The 21,053-nt window shown below is 56.6% G+C and carries 14 protein-coding genes and 1 tRNA gene; 1 reads left to right on the top strand and 14 read right to left on the bottom strand.

The window, feature by feature from the left end; translation table 11 throughout:
• Positions 1-3: 3 nt before the first annotated feature.
• The 13 genes from QZ822_RS06470 to QZ822_RS06410 form a co-directional block, all read right to left on the bottom strand.
• Positions 4-1,761 carry a protein kinase gene (locus QZ822_RS06470; protein ID WP_049354378.1) on the bottom strand — a complete coding sequence of 586 codons (1,758 nt, stop codon included), beginning with the start codon at positions 1,759-1,761 and terminating at the stop codon, positions 4-6.
• The gene (locus QZ822_RS06465; RefSeq protein ID WP_294643434.1) at positions 1,758-3,197 is read right to left on the bottom strand and encodes a penicillin-binding protein 2; all 1,440 of its coding nucleotides are present in this window, start codon (positions 3,195-3,197) and stop codon (positions 1,758-1,760) included. The genes QZ822_RS06470 and QZ822_RS06465 overlap by 4 nt, the downstream gene beginning before the upstream one ends.
• Positions 3,190-4,650 (bottom strand): FtsW/RodA/SpoVE family cell cycle protein, encoded by a 1,461-nt coding sequence (locus tag QZ822_RS06460; RefSeq protein WP_294643433.1) that lies wholly within the window; start codon positions 4,648-4,650, stop codon positions 3,190-3,192. Before QZ822_RS06460 ends, QZ822_RS06465 begins: the two co-directional genes overlap by 8 nt.
• Complete coding sequence (locus QZ822_RS06455) at positions 4,643-6,406, bottom strand: PP2C family serine/threonine-protein phosphatase (RefSeq protein ID WP_294643431.1); 1,764 nt, start codon at positions 6,404-6,406, stop codon at positions 4,643-4,645. Before QZ822_RS06455 ends, QZ822_RS06460 begins: the two co-directional genes overlap by 8 nt.
• 3 nt (positions 6,407-6,409) lie before the next feature.
• Positions 6,410-6,874 (bottom strand): FHA domain-containing protein, encoded by a 465-nt coding sequence (locus tag QZ822_RS06450; RefSeq protein ID WP_049328057.1) that lies wholly within the window; start codon positions 6,872-6,874, stop codon positions 6,410-6,412.
• The gene (locus QZ822_RS06445) at positions 6,874-7,737 is read right to left on the bottom strand and encodes a DUF3662 and FHA domain-containing protein (RefSeq protein WP_049338188.1); all 864 of its coding nucleotides are present in this window, start codon (positions 7,735-7,737) and stop codon (positions 6,874-6,876) included. Before QZ822_RS06445 ends, QZ822_RS06450 begins: the two co-directional genes overlap by 1 nt.
• Positions 7,738-7,965: 228 nt before the next feature.
• Positions 7,966-8,052: transfer RNA gene (locus tag QZ822_RS06440), tRNA-Leu, on the bottom strand.
• Between the two features lie 142 nt (positions 8,053-8,194).
• Positions 8,195-8,497, bottom strand: coding sequence for a PLDc N-terminal domain-containing protein (locus QZ822_RS06435; RefSeq protein ID WP_294643429.1), 303 nt, complete (start codon positions 8,495-8,497; stop codon positions 8,195-8,197).
• 182 nt (positions 8,498-8,679) lie between these two features.
• A complete protein-coding gene (locus QZ822_RS06430) occupies positions 8,680-10,242 on the bottom strand; it encodes a sodium:alanine symporter family protein (RefSeq protein WP_294643427.1) in 1,563 nt (520 codons plus the stop codon).
• A gap of 348 nt (positions 10,243-10,590) precedes the next feature.
• On the bottom strand, positions 10,591-13,941 hold the full coding sequence (lysX, locus tag QZ822_RS06425; RefSeq protein WP_294643425.1) for a bifunctional lysylphosphatidylglycerol synthetase/lysine--tRNA ligase LysX: 3,351 nt from the start codon (positions 13,939-13,941) through the stop codon (positions 10,591-10,593).
• Positions 13,942-13,993: 52 nt separating this feature from the next.
• Complete coding sequence (gene nhaA / locus QZ822_RS06420; RefSeq protein ID WP_294603330.1) at positions 13,994-15,346, bottom strand: Na+/H+ antiporter NhaA; 1,353 nt, start codon at positions 15,344-15,346, stop codon at positions 13,994-13,996.
• A gap of 242 nt (positions 15,347-15,588) precedes the next feature.
• Positions 15,589-16,113, bottom strand: coding sequence for a ferritin (locus tag QZ822_RS06415; RefSeq protein ID WP_049333759.1), 525 nt, complete (start codon positions 16,111-16,113; stop codon positions 15,589-15,591).
• 536 nt (positions 16,114-16,649) lie between these two features.
• Positions 16,650-17,201 carry a MarR family winged helix-turn-helix transcriptional regulator gene (locus QZ822_RS06410; RefSeq protein WP_294643423.1) on the bottom strand — a complete coding sequence of 184 codons (552 nt, stop codon included), beginning with the start codon at positions 17,199-17,201 and terminating at the stop codon, positions 16,650-16,652.
• Between the two features lie 1,446 nt (positions 17,202-18,647).
• On the opposite strand from QZ822_RS06410, the gene QZ822_RS06405 reads away from it, so the two are divergent.
• Positions 18,648-19,271 (top strand): superoxide dismutase, encoded by a 624-nt coding sequence (locus tag QZ822_RS06405; protein WP_044150883.1) that lies wholly within the window; start codon positions 18,648-18,650, stop codon positions 19,269-19,271.
• 135 nt (positions 19,272-19,406) lie between these two features.
• On the opposite strand, the gene QZ822_RS06400 is transcribed toward QZ822_RS06405, so the two are convergent.
• Positions 19,407-20,876: an RNA-binding domain-containing protein gene (locus tag QZ822_RS06400; protein ID WP_294643421.1), complete on the bottom strand. Its 1,470-nt coding sequence runs from the start codon at positions 20,874-20,876 to the stop codon at positions 19,407-19,409.
• Between the last annotated feature and the right edge of the window lie 177 nt (positions 20,877-21,053).

The raw sequence follows: 21,053 nt of genomic DNA, 5'->3' as shown, positions 1-21,053 counted from the left end.
GGGCTAACGCGCCGACGCAGAAGCGGAAGCAGAAGCCGACGCAGACGGTGCAGCAGAAGCGCTCGCACTCGAACCCCTACCCGAACTGGAAGAGGCCACATACATGTCTACATTACTACCAACCGTGACCTTGGTGCCAGATGAAGGGGTAGTACGAAGCACCGTACCGGGGGCCGCAGTGTCCGAATTCTCATAATGCAGAGAAACGTTCACACCCAGAGCGGCAACAGCCTTCGACGCCTCGTCAACGTTCTTACCCTCAAGGTTCGACGGCAAAGTCACCGACTTCGGACCGGTCGAATAGCGAACAGTCACGCTATTACCCTGCTCCAAAGTACCCGTCGGAGAAACCGAAATCACCGTGTTCTCCGGCTGAGTCGACTCAACACCCTCAGTCTTGGGGGACAAGCCAAGGTTCTTCAGCTCGTTCACCGCATCCTGCAGCTCGCGACCCTCGTAGTTAATCGCGTTGACGGTCACCTTCTGCTTAGCGGCACGGGCAGAAGCAGACTCAGTCGGCTCCACCGTCGAAACGGTACCCGTGTTCGTCGGAACAGCAGACGAAGAAGCGCTCGGAACCGGATCAGTCGAACCGCCACCATTATTGGAGGAAAGAACCGTCCAAATACCGCCAGCAATCAGCACGATTGCCAGAAGCAGAGCAACCCACATCCAGACGTTCGGGCCACGCTTCGCTGCAGGAGCAGGAGTAGACTTCACGCGACCCGAAGCCGGACGCATCGTCTGCTCACTCGTGCGAGGAATCGGCGCCGTCGTCGGCTCCGGCGAGAAACGACCACCAGAACCAAAACGCGGAGCAGCAGAAGCGCTAATCGGCTCAGCCGCAACATCCATCGCGGTCATCGCGACGGTAGCGTCGTCAGCGTTCTCCTCAGCCAAGAACTGAGCCAGAGAAGGAACAGCCTTCACCGCAGCCTTTAAATCGCGGCGACGAATCGCATCCACCGCAGAAGCCAGAGCGGTTGCATCCTTAGGACGCTGAGCCGGGTCCTTCGCCAACAGGCACATAATTAGCGCACGAGCCGGAGCCGGGATGGTCTCCGGAAGCGGCGGCGGCGGATCATTCACCTGAGCCAGCGCAATCGCAATCTGCGACTCACCCGTAAACGGACGACGACCCACCAGGCACTCATAACCAATAATGCCCAACGAGTACATATCCGAAGACGCGGTAGCCGCCTGACCGGTCGCCTGCTCCGGCGCCAAATACTGGGCAGTACCCATCACCTGTCCGGTAGCCGTCAACGGCACCTGATTAGCCAGACGAGCAATACCGAAATCGGTCACCTTCACGCGGTCATCCGGGGTGATGATGAGGTTACCCGGCTTCACGTCACGATGCACCAGACCCTGCGAATGAGCCGCAGCCAACGCACGAGCGGTCTGAGCAATGAAGTTCAGAATACGATCGGGCGGCAGGGTAGTCTCATGCTCGATGATGCTCGAAAGCGGGTTACCCGGAACCAGCTCCATCACCAGGTACGCCGAGTTGTCCTCCTCGCCGTAGTCGAAAACATTTGCTACGCCGGGGTGGTTCAACAGCGCCGTATTACGGGCCTCGGCGCGGAAACGCTCCAAGAAGCCCGGGTCACCGGTGTACTCCTCCTTGAGGATCTTGACCGCAACGATGCGCCCAAGCACCTTGTCGCGAGCTTTCCACACCTCGCCCATACCGCCAATCGCGATACGTTCGGTTAGGGTGTAGCGCCCGCCCAAAGTGATATCAGCCGCAGGCCTCACTTGTTCAACACCGCCTCAAAGAGTTGCTTACTAGTACTGGTTGCCAACTGGGCACCGGTCGCCACGTCAATATCCTCGTAGACCACAGCAATCGCAATCTGAGGATCATCAGCCGGCGCGAAACCGGTAAACCAAGAATTATTCAAACCTGCCGTGGTCTCCGCGGTACCGGTCTTACCCGCCACCTTCACACCGGAGACACCAGCATTACGTGCAATACCATTATCAACCGCATTCACCATCCACTGCTTTACCTGGTTAGCAATTTCAGGGCTAGTGGATGTACGCAGCTTCTCAGGAGAGAACTCCTGCAAAGTGCTCAGGTTGCTGGTCTTCACCGAACGAATCAGGTTCGGCTTCATCTGCACGCCGCCATTTGCAATCGCCGCAGAAGTCATCGCCACCTGCAGCGGAGTGGTCTTCACGTCGTACTGACCAATCGCCGACTGAGCCAGCTGACTCTGCGTCAGATTCGACGGGAAAGACGACTTAGAAACCGTCAAAGGAATCTTCAAATCCTGGCCGTAACCAAAATTCTCAGCGGTCTTCGCGATACGCTCCTGACCCAAATCCATTGCAATCTGCGCAAACGGCGTATTACAGGACTGAGCCAAAGCCCACTCAATCGTCGCCTGAGTTCGGGTCGAACACTGACCGCCCGTATAGTTCGGCAGGGTAATGTTCGTGCCCGGCAGCGGCAACTGCGCGGGGTTCGGAATGACCGAAGATGCGTTGTACTTGCCGGACTCCAGCGCCGCCACCGCATCAATAATCTTGAAGGGCGAACCCGGCGAATAGGTGTTACCCGCAATCGCACGGTTAAACAGGGGGCTGTCCTCGTCAGAAGTCAGCGCCTGGTAATTCGCCAAAACCGAAGAGCTCGTATGAGCCGACAGAAGATTCGGATCATAGGACGGCGAAGAAGCCATCGCCAAAATCTCACCGGTCTTCGGGTTCATCGCCACCACAGCACCCTTACGGCCCTGTAGCGCGTTGTAGGCAATATCCTGAAGCTTCGAATTAATCGTCAGCTCCACGCTAGCGCCCTGCGCGGAAGAACCACTGAACAGCTGTGCCACACGGTCGTAGAACTGGCTATCGCTCGTGCCTGCAAGTTCCTTATCCATAGCAGCTTCCAAACCGGTCGCGCCATAAATCGTGGAGAAATAACCCGTCAGAGCCGCATACTTGAGCGGGTGGTTATACACACGCTGGTAGTTGTACTCATCATCGGACTTCACCGACGAAGCAATCTCCGTACCGTCAACCACAATCGAACCACGTGCCGAACCGTAGTTGTCGTAGAGCGCTCGAGAATTCCACTGATTATTCATCAGCGTCTTCGAATCGAAGAACTGAATATAGCTGAGGGTACCCATCAGCAGGACAAACACGCACGCGGCAGACATCCACATGCGGCGAATAGCCCTATCCATTCTTCTCACCTCCAGAATCCTTAGCCGTAATGCGCGCCAGAACGCTAGTAGCACCCTCCGGCTCGTAGCTAGTGTCCGCATGGTCAATACCCTGCGGAGCATCATAACCAGCCACCAGGTGAGGTGCGCGGGCACTATGAGAAATAGACAACCACAGCGCCACAATAATCCAGTTAGCCACCAACGAGGAGCCACCGGCAGACATGAAAGGAGTCGTCAGACCGGTCAGCGGAATCAATCGAGTTACGCCGCCAATCACCACGAACAGCTGCAGAACCATGACCGTAGACAGGCCGGCAGCCAGCAGCTTGCCGAAACCATCACGAGTACCCAACGCCGCACGGTAACCGCGCGAAACCAGGAGCATGAACATCATCAGGATGGCACCCAGACCCACCAGGCCCAGTTCCTCACCCAACGAGGAAATGATCATATCCGAATTAGCGTACGGGACGAGGTTCGCGCGGCCCTGACCCCAACCGCGGCCAAAAAGACCGCCGTAAGCCAGACCGAAAACGCCCTGCAGAATCTGACCCGAACCGCCAGGAGACGCCTGGTAAACCTCCGGATCAAAAGCATGCACCCACGCATAAATACGGGCATGCACGTGCGAGACATAGTGGTACGCGAAATAGCCACCCACAGCCATACCGACACCCGCAACCACCAGCCACGAAATACGACCGGTCGACAGGTACAGCATCGCCATGAACAGGCCAAAGAACATGATCGCCGAACCAAGGTCCTTCTGGAACACCAGAACACCCAGGCTCACAATCCACGCCAAAAACACCGGCGCCAAATCACGCAGACGCGGCAGATTGATAGGACCGATGCGGCGTCCAGCCACCAGAATCAGGTCGCGGTGGGTCGCCAAATAGCCGGCGAAGAAAATCGCCAGAGTAATCTTCGCGACCTCACCCGGCTGGAACGTGCGGTTACCGATATGAATCCAAATACGAGCACCATTGAGCTCCATACCCAGACCCGGAACCAGCGGCATGATGAGCAGAATCATCGACAGCACCAGGGAGGTGTACGTGACCTTACGCAGTAGACGGTAATCCCTGAGCACGAACACAATAATCGCGCACAGCACCATAGACACGCCGGTCCACATCAGCTGACCATCACCCACCGGAGCCGCAATCTGCGGATCCAGACGATAAATCATGGTCAAACCAATACCGTTCAGAGCCACCACCAGCGGCAGAATAAACGGATCAGCGTAACGGGCGCGGAACTGCATGACCAAGTGAATCAGAAGAGCACCGGCGCCCAGCACCACCGTGCACGGCAACCATTGGCTCTTCGAGGTATCAAAAGCGTGCTCCGGATCAATCAGGTACATGCCGAAGGAGCTGATCCCCACCGCCAAAACCAGCAGGAAAAGCTCCGTGAAACGGCGTGCACGAGGCGCATCCGACTCACGACGGAACGAGAACTTAGCCATTGTTCTCACCGCCTACCGCAGCAGGAGCCTCCGAAGAAGCCTGCTCAGGAGCCGGGGACGCCGAATCAGAGCCCGGTGCCCCAGAGATCGGAGCCTCACTAGGTGCCACAGAGCTCGGGGAAGCGGAAGCCGATGCCGAGGCAGAAGCAGCGGCCTGCTCAGCCTTCTCACGCGTCTGATCCGCCTGAGTCTTCAAACGAGACACAATCTGGTGCGCATCATCCAGGTCCTTCGCCGTAATCGCATTACGCAACAAAGAACGCGTATGATCGCTCAGCTCACTCGTAGGAATATCGGTATTCTCCACCACGTGAGAAAGGCGAATCGGGCCCAACGCATGCGGAATACCGTTATACACCGCAACCGTGCCGTCACTCTCACCCACATAGTAGCTACGCTCCACATAGCGCAGACCGGTCCACGCAGCCAACGTCAAAACAGCCGCAACCAGCAGAGCAATGAACAAGCGAATCGGCCAAGACCGCGGACGCGAACGCTCCTCAGTATCCTCAGCGATCAGCTCCTCCAGCTCAGCCGGCAGGGCCGCCTCATCAGACTCAACCTTCAACGGCACACGCTGAGCCACTGTTGCACGATGCTCCAGGGTACGAGAAGTCACCGCCGGAATCATGCCGGTCTCAGTAGCCACCGAAGCGGCACCAACCAGCTGATGCGGGCGGGAACCCAACTCGCTACGCAAAATCGCAGCATTCGTAAGAGCCGCATCCACGGCGTTATCGTACGTACCGATATGGTGACGCACCGCCCCAGAACCACTGTGCAACAGGGTGCCAGAGAAGTCACGAGCACGACGGAAACGGCGCAACGACCGACGATAACGCTCCTCGGAATCCTCATCATGGTGCGCACCCAAAATAGCCTCAGCAGCCTCAGCCGTGGCAGCAACCTCGGGAAGCTTCTGAGTGTTCGTGCTGACCTCCTGCTCCGCCACAATCGAATCAGGCAGAGCAGACTCAGGCAGGCTCGAAGGACCCACCGGCTCATCCACCGGCAGAACCTCACGGTCAATCACCTGCAGAGACACAACCGTCACGTTATCCGGAGCGCCACGCTCCAAAGTCATCGCAATCAGAGTGTCAGCAATCTCCGACAGGTCATCGGTAGAACGCATGACCTGCTCAATCTCCGACAGGGACACCACAGCATCCAAACCATCCGAAGAGAGCACCCAGCGCTCGCCGGGAACAGCGTCCAGAGTCTTTAACTCCAGCTCGGGGGACGCGTCAACGTCACCCAGAACGCGCATAATCACGTTCTTATGCGGGTGGTTCTCCGCCTCCTGCGGGGTAATACGACCCTCATTGAGCAGACGCTGTACAAACGTATGGTCAGTAGAAATCTGCTCAAACTCACCATCAGCACCCGGGCGCAGACGATACGCACGCGAGTCACCAATATGAGCCAGCTCAATACAATCGCCATCAATCAGCAGGGCAGTACAGGTCGTACCCATACCCGCCAGCTGCGGATCATTCGCCGCCAGCTCATTAATAATCAGGTTCGCGCTCTGAATCTCATCAGCCAGGTAAATGCTACCGGTACCGTCCTCAAAATCAGGGTGATCAAGCGGAGTCAGATTCAGAACCGTCGTAGCCGACGCGACATCGCCGCCCACGTGACCGCCCATGCCGTCAGCAACGACCGCAAGGAAACGACCACCGTAGCCGGAGTCATCATTCTTCGAGCGTTTCAGACCCGTATCAGAGCGGGCCTCAAAACGAAAAGCAATCTTCATACACTAGCCCCTCAACTGCATGGTGGTACCGCCAACGCGGAAATCATCACCGGGCTCAATCGGGGTCGCACGAGTCAGACGCTCGCCATTGACGAACGTACCATTAGTAGAATTCAAATCCTCAAGGAACCAACGGGAACCCTGAGGGAACAGGCGCGCATGGCGGCCCGAGGCGTAATCATCCTGCAGGGACACCTCAATGTCATTAGCGCGGCCAATAGTAATCGGGTGGTCCCCCAGCTGCATCATCGCGCCAGCCTGCGCCCCCGCAGTAATCACAAGCTGCGAAGGGCGAGTCGGCGGAGGCGCAATATGGGTAGCCTCCGGAACCGCATCAACCGGTGCCGCACGGTAGTTCTTACCCAAACCAAGGTCACGGCGAGCCGCCGAAACCACCAGGAAAACAAAGAACCAAATCAGAGCCAGAAAAGCGTAACGAAGGAGAGTAACGGTCAATTCAGACGCCATTAACGGACACCTCCGGTCGAACTATGGAAGATGATGCGGGTATTACCCATGCGAAGCAGTGAACCGTTCGCTAGCACCACCGGCGCACGCAGAGGCGCACCATTAATCAACGTGCCGTTGGTAGAACCCATATCGGAGGCGACCACCGCACCACCCTGCATCGAAAGCTGCAGGTGACGGCGAGAAACACCCTTATCGTCCAGACGAAAATCAGCATCAGAACCGCGGCCCAGCACAAACGGCAGGTGGTTCACCGGGTGCATGCGACCCTCAATCTCCAAGAAGAAACGGGGAGCCGCCGCAGGGGGCGCTACAGGCATGTTCAGGCGAGGCGCAGGAGCCTGCTGAGGGGCAGGGCTGGGTGCAGGCTGAGCCGGCTGAGCAGCCGGCTTCGTAATGCGGGTCGGCAAAGAAGACTCACGCGGCGGACGCACCGGCGCGTAGTTAGTAGCGCCGCGCAGAGACGGGGACGCGGGAGCCTCCGGTACAGAGAACGGCTCGAAAGTCGCAACAACCTCAAACTCGCCCTCAGAGAGAGAATCAAGAACGTTGAACGTCACGCGAACCGCGCCAATGAGGGTGTAACCCTGCGCGCGGGCGTGCGAAATCGCCAAATCGCACAGCTCAACAGCGAACGGGTTGCCCCACTCGCGCACGCGCGGGAAATCGACCGGCGCAAAACGGAGAGTATAGACATTAGGAGCCATAGTGCGACCACTGCCGTCCACGTAGGACTCGTCATCCATCATGATGCGGACGCGGTTAGCGACATCCGCCTTCGCAAAGGTGCCGAAGCCCTTGGAAAGGCCGACAGTGCGGCCGATGCCTTGCTCCAGCTTGCCCAGCTTGTCGAAAAACTTCATGCCGCCTCCTTCTCAACGACCATTCCGAGCAACAGACCGCGCAAACGGTCTTTATCCGAAAGGCTCAGTTTAACGAGCGTGTCTGTGCGTTAGCTGTGTGTCCTGTGAATGAACACACCCGATTCTATTTTAGGTGATGCACTCGCCATCGCTCTGGAACCCCGTCATTTAGCGGGGGATTGGTTATGGATATGAAAAAATCCCCGGTTCTTTCGAACCGGGGATCGTTGGTGCGCGAGGGGGGAGTTGAACCCCCACGCCCTCACGGGCACACGGACCTGAACCGTGCGCGTCTGCCTATTCCGCCACTCGCGCATGTGTCTTACGGTGTATCACCGCAGGCAACACATAAAACTATACGGACTGCACGCGGTGCTGTCCAATTGAGAGAGTGTGACCTTCGTTACTTGTGCTAGTTGGATGTGGCGGTGGGGGCTCGGGAAGAGCCTCCGAGCCGTTACCAGCCGCCCTCCTTGGAAGCCGCCGTATCGGAAGCAGTCACCTCGGAAGCAGCCGCAGAAGTCGGCGCTCCGCGTTCCTGCTCAGCACGCTCCCGATCGATGCGTTCCATACGCGCACGCAACAACCACGTCACCGGACCCACATACGGCAGACACAGCACCAGCAGAAGCCACTTCAACTTCTGCACCTCCGAAAAATGCGGGTTCCGGTGAATCGTCACCAGACACAGCAACGCCAACGCAATACCCGCCAGAAAAACAACCGTGACCACCAGCTCCAGTACGGCATGCCAATCCATAAACCCTCCTAATATCCTCCCTAAGGATACAGACCCCGGACACGCCCCGGGATATGCATCAGGACGCGCCCAGAACGTGCGCCAGCAGGCATGCTCTCCACGCGCCCCTCGGGCACGCAAAAGGGCCCGCCCCGCACACAGCAGGACGGACCCTCCACAAAAGCCTATACAAGACTCACAAACTAGCGGCTAGCCTTCTTAGCCTTCTTCGCAGCACGACGCTCAGCAACCTTCGCATCATACTCAGCCCAGAACTCACGGGTCGTCACCGCGTCAGTGCCATCCCACGCCGCCAGATTCTTAATCTCCGGCATATCCGAAGCCTTGAAAATCGGCTCCAAACCAGCCTTACGCTGAGCCTCGTAATTCTTCAAGACCGCAACCACCTTCGGGGTCAGCAGCAGCACAGCCGTCAAGTTCACAATCACCATGCCGGCATTCAGCATATCTGCGGTAGTCCACACCAGATCCAGCGAAGAAATCGCGCCGAAGAACACGAACGCCAGAACCAGCACCCGGAAAATAGTCATCGGCAGCTTACGCTCAGTCACGAAACGCATGTTCGACTCGCCGTAGTAGTAGTTACCAATCACAGTCGAGAACGCAAACATGAAAATCGCGATAGTCAAGAAGTGAACCGCCCAATCGCCCAGCTGCATAGCCAGCGCCGACTGAGTCAGCGACGCGCCACGAGAACGATCACCGTAGGTCGGGTTCGACAGCAGCACAATAAACGCAGTCACAGTACACGCCATCATGGTGTCAAAGTAAACACCCAGAGTCTGAACGTAACCCTGCTTAGCCGGATGAGAAATAGTAGCGGTCGCGCCAGCGTTCGGAGCAGTACCCATACCCGCCTCGTTAGTCAGCAGGCCGCGCTTCATACCCCAAATCACGGCACCCATGGTACCGCCGGTCACGAACTCCTTAATGCCGAAAGCACCCTGGAAAATCATCAGCAACATATTCGGAACCTCAGTGATGTTCAGCAGAACAACCAGCAGACCCAGCAGCAGATACAGCACCGCCATAATCGGCACCAGCCACTCAGTCACCGAAGAAATCGCGCGAATACCACCGAAAATAATAGCCGCAGTCAGCGCCACCATAATCAGACCAATAGTGATGCGGAAGCCCATCGAGTTAGTACCCGAAACGTCAATGTTGAACGAGTTCGCCGTAGCATCCACCACAGCATTCGTCTGAACCGCCACAAACACAAACGCGTAAGTGATCACAATGAACGCCACAAAGATGTAACCCATCCAACGAGCATTCAGGCCGCGCTTCATGTAGTACGCCGGACCACCAATATAGGAATCCTTACCGCGCTCCTTGTACAGCTGACCCAGAAGGGACTCCGCAAAAGCGGACGCCGCACCAACAGCAGCAATGACCCACATCCAGAACACAGCACCCGGGCCGCCCATAGCAATAGCCAAAGCAACACCCGCAACAGTACCGGTACCCACACGAGAAGCAGCCGAAACAGTAAACGCACGGAACGAAGAAATGCTCTTCTTACCGTCAGCCTCACGAGCAACCGGGTCACCCAGGACACGAACCATTTCCTTAATGGAACGCCACTGCACACCGCGAGTACGGATCGTAATGTACAGACCAGCCGCAATCAGAGCGTAGTAGAGGAAGTTACTCCACATCCAGTTCTGCACAGCATCCACGGAGGAAGTCAGTCCCGCAGTCTGCTCATTAATGTCCCCGATGATATTCAGAAGAAAATCCACTCGGTACTCCAATCTTGAAAGCAAAAAGCCCGCACGCTCAAACCCGGAAGGCGGATAACGTGTGGGCTACATTGCTGGGTGGTGCGGACTCATGCCGCGTAGCGGAGACAGATACACTCCGCATGATTAGTCACCTCATTGTGTCGGGTACGTCCCCCGCTCGGCAACTTAAAAAAGGGGCCCAATCCAAAATGTAACGAATACTTAATATATGGGCAGATTAAATATAGGCTCCGTGCGGGTGTTGCCGATACGGACGGGACGGGCGTGGAGGCGGGCGTGAAAAGCCCGGCGCAAGGCATAAAACCTCGCACCGGGCACAGTAAATAAACGAAGGTATCGGTTGGGTTATGAACGTTCAGGTTTCACAAACGGGAACGACAACACCCCACGAATCTGCGTCTGAGCCAACAGCATCACCAAGCGATCCACACCCAGACCCAAACCACCCGTCGGCGGCATACCCGTCTCCAAGGCGTAGAGGAAATCCTCATCCACCTCCATCGCCTCCAGATCACCCGAAGCCGCCTTCAACGACTGCTCCGTCAAACGCTCACGCTGCACCAGCGGGTCCGCCAGCTCCGAGTAAGCGCAGCCCATCTCCATACCGTTAATCACCAAATCCCAACGCTCCGCCAACCCCGGAACGCTGCGATGCGGCGCCGCAAGCGGACTCGTCTCCGCCGGGAAATCCGTATAGAACGTCGGCTCCACCGTATGCGCCTCAACCAGCTCACCATACAGCTCCTCAACAATGGCGCCCGGACCCATACCCTCATGAACACGCACACCGTGCTGCTGCGCCAAAGCCAGCAACTCCTCAAAATCCGTCTGCACATCCACACGGCGACCCAGCGCCTCCGACAGGGCATCACACACCGACACCACACGCCACGGACCCGACACATCACGCACCACGCGCTCGCTCGAAGCCTTATGACCCAGCGGCAAAGACACCGAACCAAACACCGACTGCGCGGCATCCTTAATCAGGCGCTCCGTCAACTCACGCATCTGCACATAATCCGCGAACGGGCGGTACGCCTCAAGCACCGTAAACTCCGGATTATGGGTCGCATCAGCACCCTCATTACGGAAATCACGACCCAGCTCATACACCGGACCGCTACCGCCCACCACCAGACGCTTCAAATACAGCTCCGGCGCAATACGCAGCGTCAAATCCTCACCGTACGCATTGATATACGTGCGGAACGGACGCGCGCTCGCACCACCATGCACCGTATGCAGAATCGGGGTCTCCACCTCGAGGAAACCCTCCGCATCCAGACGGGCACGCAGCGCCTTAATCACCGCCGTGCGCAGACGCAGATTCTGCATCTGATCCGGATGCACCAAAAGGTCCGTGGAGCGGCGACGCAGACGCGCCTCCGGGTCGGTAAACGAATCAAAGGGGATGGGGTGCAGGCTCTTCGACGCTATGCGCCAGCTGGAGGCAATCAGCGATCGAGTGCCGTTGCGGCTCGCCCCGTAAGTACCCTGCACAGTGATGATGTCACCGGTATCCAGGTTGCGGGAGGCGAGGCTCAGCAGGTGCTCACCCACCAGGGCTCGTTCCATGACGACCTGCAGGGTTTCGCCTCCTTCAATCAGAGTTGCGAAAAGGACCCCGCCATGGTTGCGAAGCGCGCGAATACGCCCCGAAACCATAAATTCTGAATCAGGAATATTTTCAGAAGAGAATATACGCAGGGCATCCTTCACGCCTAGAATAGGCGCACCATTACTGCGTATCTCACCACCCAGCGGATACGGCTCCATACCCGCCGAACGCAGCGCCTCCAAATGACGCAGACGATGCTGAGTCTGATCACTGCGCGACACCTCAGGAAGCTCTTCCACAGCAGATACCTGCAACTGGCGAAGAGCCTCCAACTCATCGGCAGAAAGAACCTGCTCCTGATCCTGCAAACGGCGCGCCGACAGATTCGGCAAAAAGCCCTCCGCCATACCCGCAGCAACCACCACATTCACCATCGCCAAAGTCGGTTCCGTCGCCAAAAAGCGAGGAACCCACAGCGGGGCAAACTTTAGATTGAAACGATACAGACGGCGCAACTGCAGAAAACGATCCAGCACGCCCAAAGAGCGGGAAGCGAAACGGTTCCATGCTGATGCACCCACCTGATCAGCAGCCTCAAAAATATGGCCAAACATCGCAAAATTCAGCGACACCCGACGCACACCCAAAGACGCCGCCTGCTCCATCAGCGACGCCACCATAAACTCCACCACACCATTAGGTGCCTCAGGGGAGCGGCGCATAACATCCAAAGACAGCCCCGTAGGACCCCACGGGACGAACGACAGCAGAGCCACCATCTGACCAGCTTCATCATGAGCCGACACCAGAACAGACGAAGAATCCGCCGGATCATTCACACGATTCAGCGCCATCGAGAAGCCGCGCTCCACGCGGCCATGACGCCACGCCGAAATATTCTCCGCAACCTGCTGACGTTGCTGCTCATCCAGCTCCGCAAAGCGCCGCATCTGCGCCGTGTACCCGCCGCGACGCACACGCTGAACCGCCTGACGCACCGGCAGCATCGACGTGTCATTGAGCGTGAAACGGTCCGCCTCAAGGACCGCCTCCTCACCCATCTGAATAATCGACAGACCCGCACGGTTATAGGCGCGCGCACCCGCCTCACTCACGCTCAGCGCCGCAGGAACCCAACCGTAACTACGCGCCTGCAACATCCACTGCTCAATCGCGGCATCCCACGAATCCGGGTCACCCACCGGGTCGCTCGACGCCAAACACACCGAACCCACCGAACGGTACGTAATCGCCGCCCTTTGATCCGGAGAGAAAATCACCTGCTTATCGCGACGCGTCGCAAAATAGGAGAGCGAATCGTTGGCACCGTACTGCTGTAGCAGAGCGCGAATCTTCAGCTCCTTCTCGCCGGTCCACGCATCCGGGGCACGGTAACCGCGCGCCAACAGGTACAGTGCCGCAACCAGCGAGGCACCGTAACCGAAAGAAGCCAAGAAAGCGACCACATCGGCAGACCACACGCCAGGATGGGTACGCTCAATACCCATGCCGTGCATCAGCAACTCCCACGGGGTCACCGAACGCAACGGCTCCCACACGCCAATGTGGCAGAGGTACCAGAGCACCAGAGTAGTCAGCAGGATGCCGCCAACAGCCGTCGACGCCGCACCTACCCACGAGAGGCGACCAATACGCGCCGGGAACGCCGAACGAATTGAGAAAAGGAAAGGCACCAGCGCACACGCAAACACGATGGAGAGCGTATCGACCGTCGAGGAGAAAATACGGTCCTTCGGCATAATCCCCGCGGGGAACACCAGCGTGAAGGCGCTATGCGTCGCAATCAGCGCACCCAACACCTGAAAAACGATGGCCGCAATGAGGGCAGCGCGCTTACGCACAATCAGCCCGGAAACCAGCACAATCATCGTGATGGCGCTGGGCAGCGTGTGCGTGGAGGGAATATTCAGCAGGTCAGCGGTGACTTCCCACCAAGTGAAGCCGCGACCGTGCCGCAGAGGAGAAATAATCCACGCGAACGTGGTCAGTAGCGCGGCAAAAGAATACACCCCGATCACCACGCGTGCTGATATCTCTGCATACCTTGAAGGAGGCGCGGGCACCTGCCCTGCTCGTGCTGTACGGCGACGTGAGGTAGTGCGGTGAGACATCATTATCAGCGGGGGATTGGGGTGTAGGGAAGGTACTAGACCTTAGGAGTTCTTACTAGGCTTCGGTCTTCGGGTCACGGTAGGTGCCCTCGAAGACGTCAGGGATGCCGTTGTCGTCAGCGTCCACGCTTTCCTTCTCAGCCAGGGCACGGTAGTGCTTGTTACGGCGTGAAAGGATGATGGCACCAACAATTGCGGCGAGCACGGAGCCGACGAGAATCGCAATCTTTGCGTCCTCGGTGTGCGGAGAGCCGTGCGGGAAGGACAGTTCAGCCACCAGCAGGGACACGGTGAAGCCGATACCGCCGGTTGCAGCCAGACCGATCACGTCAATCCAGGCGACGTCCGGGTCGAGGTTAGCGTTCTTGAAGCGAGTCACGAGCCAGGTGGTGCCGAAAATACCGATGGTTTTACCGGCAACCAGTGCAACCATAATGCCGACCGCTACCGAGTCGGTGAGGGCGCGTCCGAGGCCTTCAAAACCGCCCACAGCCACACCCGCGCTGAAGAACGCGAAGATCGGCACGCAGATGCCGGTAGAGAGGGGACGGAATCGGTGCTCCAGAACCTCTGCAAGACCGTGTTCAGCCTGTGCCGCCTCAGAGCGAGCGGACATCTTCACGGGCACCAGGAAGCCGAGAACCACACCAGAAATGGTGGCGTGAATGCCGGACTCGAGGAAGAGTGCCCAGGTGATAATACCCAGGGGCAGCAGCAGAATCCATGCGGCGAGAGGCTTCAGGTGCAGCATGGTCTCACCGCGGTAGGCAATGAACGCGAAAAGAGCGAGCGGAATCAGTGCGAAGAGCAGGTACTCGCCGTGGAAGTTATTGGTGTAGAAGATCGCGATAATGCAGATTGCAATCAGGTCGTCGACCACAGCCAGGGTCAGCAGGAAGACGCGCATCGCCGAGGGGAGGAAAGTACCCACGGCGGCGAGAACAGACACCGCGAACGCGATATCGGTTGCGGTGGGGATCGCCCAGCCGTGCAGAGCGGTGGGGCTGGTGAAGTTCAGCGCCGTGTAGATAATCGCGGGGACTGCCACGCCACCGAAGGCAGCCGCAATCGGCACAATCGCGGTGGAGGGCGACTTGAGGTCACCAATCACGAATTCCTTCTTCAGCTCCAGACCGGTGAGGAAGAAGAAAACGACGAGCAGACCGTCTGCCGCCCAGGTTCCGATGCTCATCTGCAGGTGGTTGAAGCCGGGGATGACCGGGCCAACAACAGTGTCTCGCAGACCGAAGTAGAAGCTGGATGCGGGGGTGTTGGCGAGTACTACTGCCAGCACCGTTGCGATCAGAAGCACGGTACCACCGACGGATTCGGCACGCAGAATGTCGGCTACGCGGCGTGAGTTGCTATATGAGCCGCGGCTGAGGGTATCTGGGTTGGTGTGAGTCATTCTCTCCTCTTTCTGCCGCGATATTATGCGGCATCTAAGGCTTTTAAGTTTACTCTGCACTGTATGAGTATTCGAGTACCGGCTGGCGGCTTTTAGCTCCTGGACGGTGCACCGCGGTGTGCTTTTTGGCGTATATGCATAAACGTTCCGCCCTCGCCGCGGTGTGCGGTGAGGGCGGAACGTTTAATATTCTGCAGCTATTCTGCGGGTTCGACTAGGGGCCTAGCCGCACGAATGCGAGATTATGCGCCTGCGATTGCGGGTGCGCCGGACTCCTGGCCGTGGTCGTCGCCCAGCTCGCGTGCAACGTAGTTCTCCAGGTCGAAGAGGTTGCCGTTTGCGCGCTTCACAACGGTCACGAGGGTCTCCATGGTTGCAACTTCCTCAACCTGCTCCTTCAGGAACCAGAGGATGAACTGCTCGCCCAGTGCGTAGTTCTCAGCGCGTGCTGCGGAGAACAGAGCCTCGATCTGACCGGTGACAACCTTCTCCTGTGCCAGGGACATGTCAACGATTTCCTGGACGTTCTCGAAGTCGTTCTTGACTGCGGGAACAGCGGGGATCTCAACCTTGTGGCCGCGGTCCAGCTTGTACTGAACCATCATGAGTGCGTGCTCGCGCTCCTCGAGGGACTGGCGGTAGAAGAACTTAGCCAGCTGGGGCAGGTCTTCGCCGTCGAGCCAGATAGCCATGGACAGGTACTGGTGAGATGCTGCGAACTCGTGGCCGATCTGCTCGTTCAGAAGGTCGTAGAAAGACTTAGACATATGGTTTCTCCTTATATGGTGATTGCTTCGTAGGCGCCGGATGGCGCGGTGCAACCTGTTGATGTTTATCGTACGGCGTGCAGTGGGTTGTGTACAGAGAGAAAAGGCTAATCGGTGGGGTAGATAAGGTATTCCTGACATATTGTCACCACTACCCTTAGTGTGGGTGACCTGAATATACCCTTTGGTTTGGGTGGTATTGAGTGTGTTCCCTTGATATTTCGCGGTTTAAGGCAGTATGAGGCGCATGGATTTCCCACGCACATGCACGATGCATTTGTGCCCGGTAGCTGATCATCCGGCGTTTCTGGGCGGTGCGTTACGGCGTAAAAAATTTTTAAAAATTCTTCGCAGATGACGGTGCGTGGGACTACTTTGAGGCTACTTTAGGGGTTTTAAGGTTCGCGCGTGCTGTAGCGCTCGCGGCTACACGGGCCTGATCAAGAGATTTGTTAAAGAGATAAGGCACGTTCCCGGTGGGAATGTGCCTTATCTCTGGTTCTCTCAACTCTCACCCGCAGGGCAGGTGGAGGAGGTTATTGTGTGGGGTAGTCCCCACGCTTCAGTGCATCAATGGAGATGACGTTTGAGGGGGTGTTGCCGAGGACTGCCTCGCCGATTTCTGCGAGGTGCTCAACCTGTTCGGTGGTGAGGTGGTCGAAAATCTGGCGGCGTACTTCACTCACGTGGCCGGGTGCGACCTCCTGCACCTTCTGTTCGCCTGCGGGGAGCAGGTGGCAGATGCTGACGCGGCGGTCTTCTGCACTGAGGGAGCGGCGGACGTATCCGTCCTTCTCAAGGCGTGCCACGACGCGGGAGAGGCGTGCGGGCAGGGTGTTGGTGGTAATTGCCAGCTCGGTCATGGTCAAGGAATTGTCCTTGGACTCGGAGAGCATCGCGAGCACCATGTATTCAACGAAGCTAATGCCGGCTTCGGTCTGCAGCTGGTTTTCCAGCTTGCGGGTGAGGTTGAAAATGATGGAGCTGATAAAGAGCCAGCCTTCTCGCTCCTGGGGGGAGAGCCACTGGATGGATTCGCTGTGTGCGGTATTTTCGGACCGCTGCGCAGACGTGGTTGGTGTGGACACGGGATTGGTTCCTCTTTTATCGGATATGGAGCTCCCTTATTAAGGGGAGATGCGGTGTGTTGGCACCCATTGTAGCGAAAGGTCTTACTCGCAACCTGAAATTGGTACGGTCAAGTAATGGTTGACACTTTGGTGCTAATTTTTTAGAGGGTGCTAGGGTCATCTTTTTGCACGCAGTGACTGCAAAAACCTTGGGTAGGTAGGTGATACACGACATATTTAAAAAGATTTCCGGTACAAGTATAGATGAGAACGTACCAAGAAGCACACTCGTGCATCGAGCCGAATTCCGCGGAATATCAAGGGTTTTAGGGGTGTGAATGAAAATTCTGAGGGGTGCAAAGAGGTTGCCAGGGGTGAAAAATAACGAAACGATAACAAAAATTTTAAGAAAATCACGGTTTTGGCTTTGCAACCGTAATGAAACCGTGTACACTAATTACATAACGGGGTCGAAGGAAGCCTCCGAGGCGAGACCGGAAGCTCGCTTCGATAGGTTCGACTCTCTATTTATCGGTGATTGTCGTCGGTGTACGAGTAACTCGTATTTCTACCGACGGATGTGCGGTGCGGGTGCAGTTCGTGGTTGGGCTGCATTCCGTACCGTATCTTTTTAACTCGAATATCTATCAACTCACTCTAAGAGCATCCAATGATCGGGTGCTCTTTTCTTTTGCCCTCATGTAGGTGCGCCGACAAGGGAGCTGCGGGAGCCGGGGGAGGGCTGTATGAGGCGGTGTGCACATCTGTACCGTGCGGCTGCAGTTCTACTGTGCCGTATCGTGCCGAAATGGTTATCCACAGAGGTTTTCCACAGTGTGGAGAACTTACACGCGTGTGATTTTATGGAGGCGGTATCGAGCTCGCTGAGTGTTAAAAATGAGGGTGCAGCAGGGAAATTCTTGTAATTACAGGCTTCTACGGGTGTTAAAACCGAGGGTAAATTCTTAAACAGAAGGGCTTTTCACCTTTAAATCCGCGGAACTCAAGAATTTCCACACCTGTGGATAACCCTGTGCACTTAATCCACCGCCTCCGGCTAGAAGAAGCGTATAAGGCTGTTCAGAGCCTCTTTTGGGGGTCAATATTTTGGCTAGTAGAGGGAAAAACGCCCCGAACGGAAGTAAAAATTCTGCGGTTTATCCCCCGCGCATCCCCAAAAAGAGGTGTTATCCACAGGGGTTATCCACAGTGTGGAGAACTTACAGCACTGTTATTCACACGAGTGTATACCCCGGTATTTCAAGGCAGAACGGGGCACCGAGCTTGAAAAACCTGTTGATACACAGGGTTATCCACAGGTTTGGGGAAAAGTTCCCGGCTAAAATCCACAGGCCCGTGCGGGTTGGTACGCAAATGTGACGCTCCCCAATTCGTGAAAAGTAAAGTAAACGCTACGCTGGTAATCTTTAATACGAGCCAAGTTTTCTAATGAAAGGCATCATCATGGCTGAAAAGTACACTCTCCCCGAGCTCCCCTACGACTACGCGGCGCTCGAGCCCCACATCTCCGCAAAGATCATGGAGCTGCACCACGACAAGCACCACGCAGCATACGTTGCAGGCGCTAACGCAGCTCTCGAGCAGCTCGAAGAGGCACGCGAGAACGGTGCATACGGCAACGTCTCCAAGCTCTCCAAGGACCTGGCATTCAACCTGGGTGGCCACACCAACCACTCCATCTTCTGGAACAACCTGTCCCCCGAGGGTGGCGACAAGCCCACCGGCGAGCTGGCAGCAGCAATCGACGAGTTCTTCGGCTCCTTCGATAAGTTCCGCGAGCACTTCACCAACGTTGCACTGACCATTCAGGGCTCCGGCTGGGCAATCCTCGCATGGGACACCGTTGGCAAGCGCCTCATCATTGAGCAGCTTTACGATCAGCAGGGCAACATCTCCGTTGCACTGATCCCCGTTCTGCAGCTGGACATGTGGGAGCACGCATTCTATCTGGACTACCAGAACGTCAAGGGCGACTACGTCAAGGCATTCTGGAACATTGTGAACTGGGCTGACGTTCAGGCTCGCTTCGAGCGCGCAGTGTCCCAGACCAAGGGCCTGGTCCTCTAATCTAAGTTTCCGCCAGCGCGGTGACGTAGCCGCGATGAGATAACTGAAACGGGTGCTCGGCGCCTCCATATTCGGAGGTGCCGGGCACCCGTTTGTTGTATTCAGAAGTTGCCCCGCGGGGTTGGGCGCGGAATTCTAGAGAGCCAGCGTGCGGTACACCAAACCGCGGCGTCCCGAACGTGCTTTTTGCTCTACCAAACCTCGCTGGATTAGCTTGGGTAGCGCGTAACGTACCTGCCGTGTACTCAACTCGGTGTTTTCCGCGATATCAGCGACGGTAGCGGGTCCACGGGTCAAAGCAACGTACACCTGGGATTCCGTGGGGGATAGATTTTCCGGTATCTCAGCACGTTGAGGAGGCGAGGATACCTCCATTATGCTCGTAGGCTGCGTGTTATCGGCAGGGCGGTAGATAATGACGCGTACCTGGATACCCTCGTCGATAATATGCGCCTTACGCAACCCGGCATCAACCAGGGCCTGTTGTGCAGCTAGGATACCGCCGCCTTCGCCTTCGATTAGTCGGTGACCGTCACTGAGACGAATGTTCTGGCAGATAGCATAGAGCGCCTCGTTTACAGCCGCGGGGCGATGCACGATGCCTACCTGACTCGGCAGGATACCCCAAAAACCGCCGGGGCTGATGATTTCAATACGGCCGCGTTTGATAAAAATCTGTATAAATTTTCCGGATGCATCCCGTTCATAGCTCCGGTGGACGAGTGCGTTAGCCACGAACTCACGGAGAGCGACCAGGGGGATTTCTGGCTGATCGATGAGCCCCGCACCATTGGGAGCTGTGACGGTGCGGTTCTTAATGTTGCGTATAAGCCATGCAAGGGTATCTTCAAGCATGGCGGGAATAGGGCCTTCGCTTCGAAAACGGTCATCATTGCGGGTGTTGCCGCTTGTAGACACTATGCCAATAACGCTCGCCCCAGCATAGAATTGTTGCGGGTAATCACCCAGGGCGCATAGCCCGGCTAAGGTCAACTCGTCATGGGCATCAATGACGTTGCGTTTGCGTAGGATCTCCGCGTCGGAGTCATTACGTAGACGCGCTGAGGAAAGACGCACCTGGTGTAGGAAATCCTCGGTGTAGGATTTGTCCAAATCTTCACTGGATGTGTTGGGAATTGATTGTAGGTCATTGTGTGGTTTGTGGCGCTGCGCGTACATTAGACTGAGCGCGTAGCCATCCATTGGGTAGTCGCCGTCTCCGAGTCGCTGGTAGGCTATATTACCTTTGAAACAGGGACGTTCCTGCACCGGCAGACCCGGAACGGTTACGATGAGCAGCTGATGGCCATCCAAAGTTATATCGTCGGTTTCTACTACGATTTTTGGCTTAAGATTTTGAGCAGCATCAATAATCTTTGCCCGCAAATCTTCAACATCATAAACACCTACAGGTGCAAACTCCTGAGATTCGTCGACACCGCATATGATTGTGCCTCCGTCGGGAAGGTTAGCAAAGCTACAGATAGTTTCCGCCACGGAAGAGGGGTAACCCATGTGGGCTGATTTAACCTCTACGGTCAGGCTGTCTCTGCCTAGAAGCCGTAGCTCGTTGAGTGTTTGTGTTAGTTCTTCAGGCGTATACATGTACATATTGTAATTCCTGGAGTGACATTTTGGGCCTCATGCGGGACATTAATTACAAATAAGATGGGTTTTAGTGACAAATATGTAACTATCGAGGATGATTTGTTACATAAATAGTAGGCGGTCTGCGAAGTTGGGTGAATGTGTCCCGACTGCTGCCATGGTGAGTGCCCGGCG

It is taken from the genome of uncultured Rothia sp. (genome assembly GCF_916715725.1).
Lineage (GTDB): Bacteria > Actinomycetota > Actinomycetes > Actinomycetales > Micrococcaceae > Rothia.
This window is presented reverse-complemented; position numbering and strand designations above follow the sequence as displayed.

What these genes read in the sequence shown, in the direction of transcription:
- QZ822_RS06465 (WP_294643434.1), bottom strand. Translation starts at nt 3,197, where the DNA reads ATGGATAGGGCTATTCGCCGCATGTGGATGTCTGCCGCGTGCGTGTTT.
- QZ822_RS06460 (WP_294643433.1), bottom strand. Translation starts at nt 4,650, where the DNA reads ATGGCTAAGTTCTCGTTCCGTCGTGAGTCGGATGCGCCTCGTGCACGC.
- QZ822_RS06455 (WP_294643431.1), bottom strand. Translation starts at nt 6,406, where the DNA reads ATGAAGATTGCTTTTCGTTTTGAGGCCCGCTCTGATACGGGTCTGAAA.
- QZ822_RS06450 (WP_049328057.1), bottom strand. Translation starts at nt 6,874, where the DNA reads ATGGCGTCTGAATTGACCGTTACTCTCCTTCGTTACGCTTTTCTGGCT.
- QZ822_RS06445 (WP_049338188.1), bottom strand. Translation starts at nt 7,737, where the DNA reads ATGAAGTTTTTCGACAAGCTGGGCAAGCTGGAGCAAGGCATCGGCCGC.
- QZ822_RS06435 (WP_294643429.1), bottom strand. Translation starts at nt 8,497, where the DNA reads ATGGATTGGCATGCCGTACTGGAGCTGGTGGTCACGGTTGTTTTTCTG.
- lysX (WP_294643425.1), bottom strand. Translation starts at nt 13,941, where the DNA reads ATGATGTCTCACCGCACTACCTCACGTCGCCGTACAGCACGAGCAGGG.
- nhaA (WP_294603330.1), bottom strand. Translation starts at nt 15,346, where the DNA reads ATGACTCACACCAACCCAGATACCCTCAGCCGCGGCTCATATAGCAAC.
- QZ822_RS06415 (WP_049333759.1), bottom strand. Translation starts at nt 16,113, where the DNA reads ATGTCTAAGTCTTTCTACGACCTTCTGAACGAGCAGATCGGCCACGAG.
- QZ822_RS06405 (WP_044150883.1), top strand. Translation starts at nt 18,648, where the DNA reads ATGGCTGAAAAGTACACTCTCCCCGAGCTCCCCTACGACTACGCGGCG.
- QZ822_RS06400 (WP_294643421.1), bottom strand. Translation starts at nt 20,876, where the DNA reads ATGTATACGCCTGAAGAACTAACACAAACACTCAACGAGCTACGGCTT.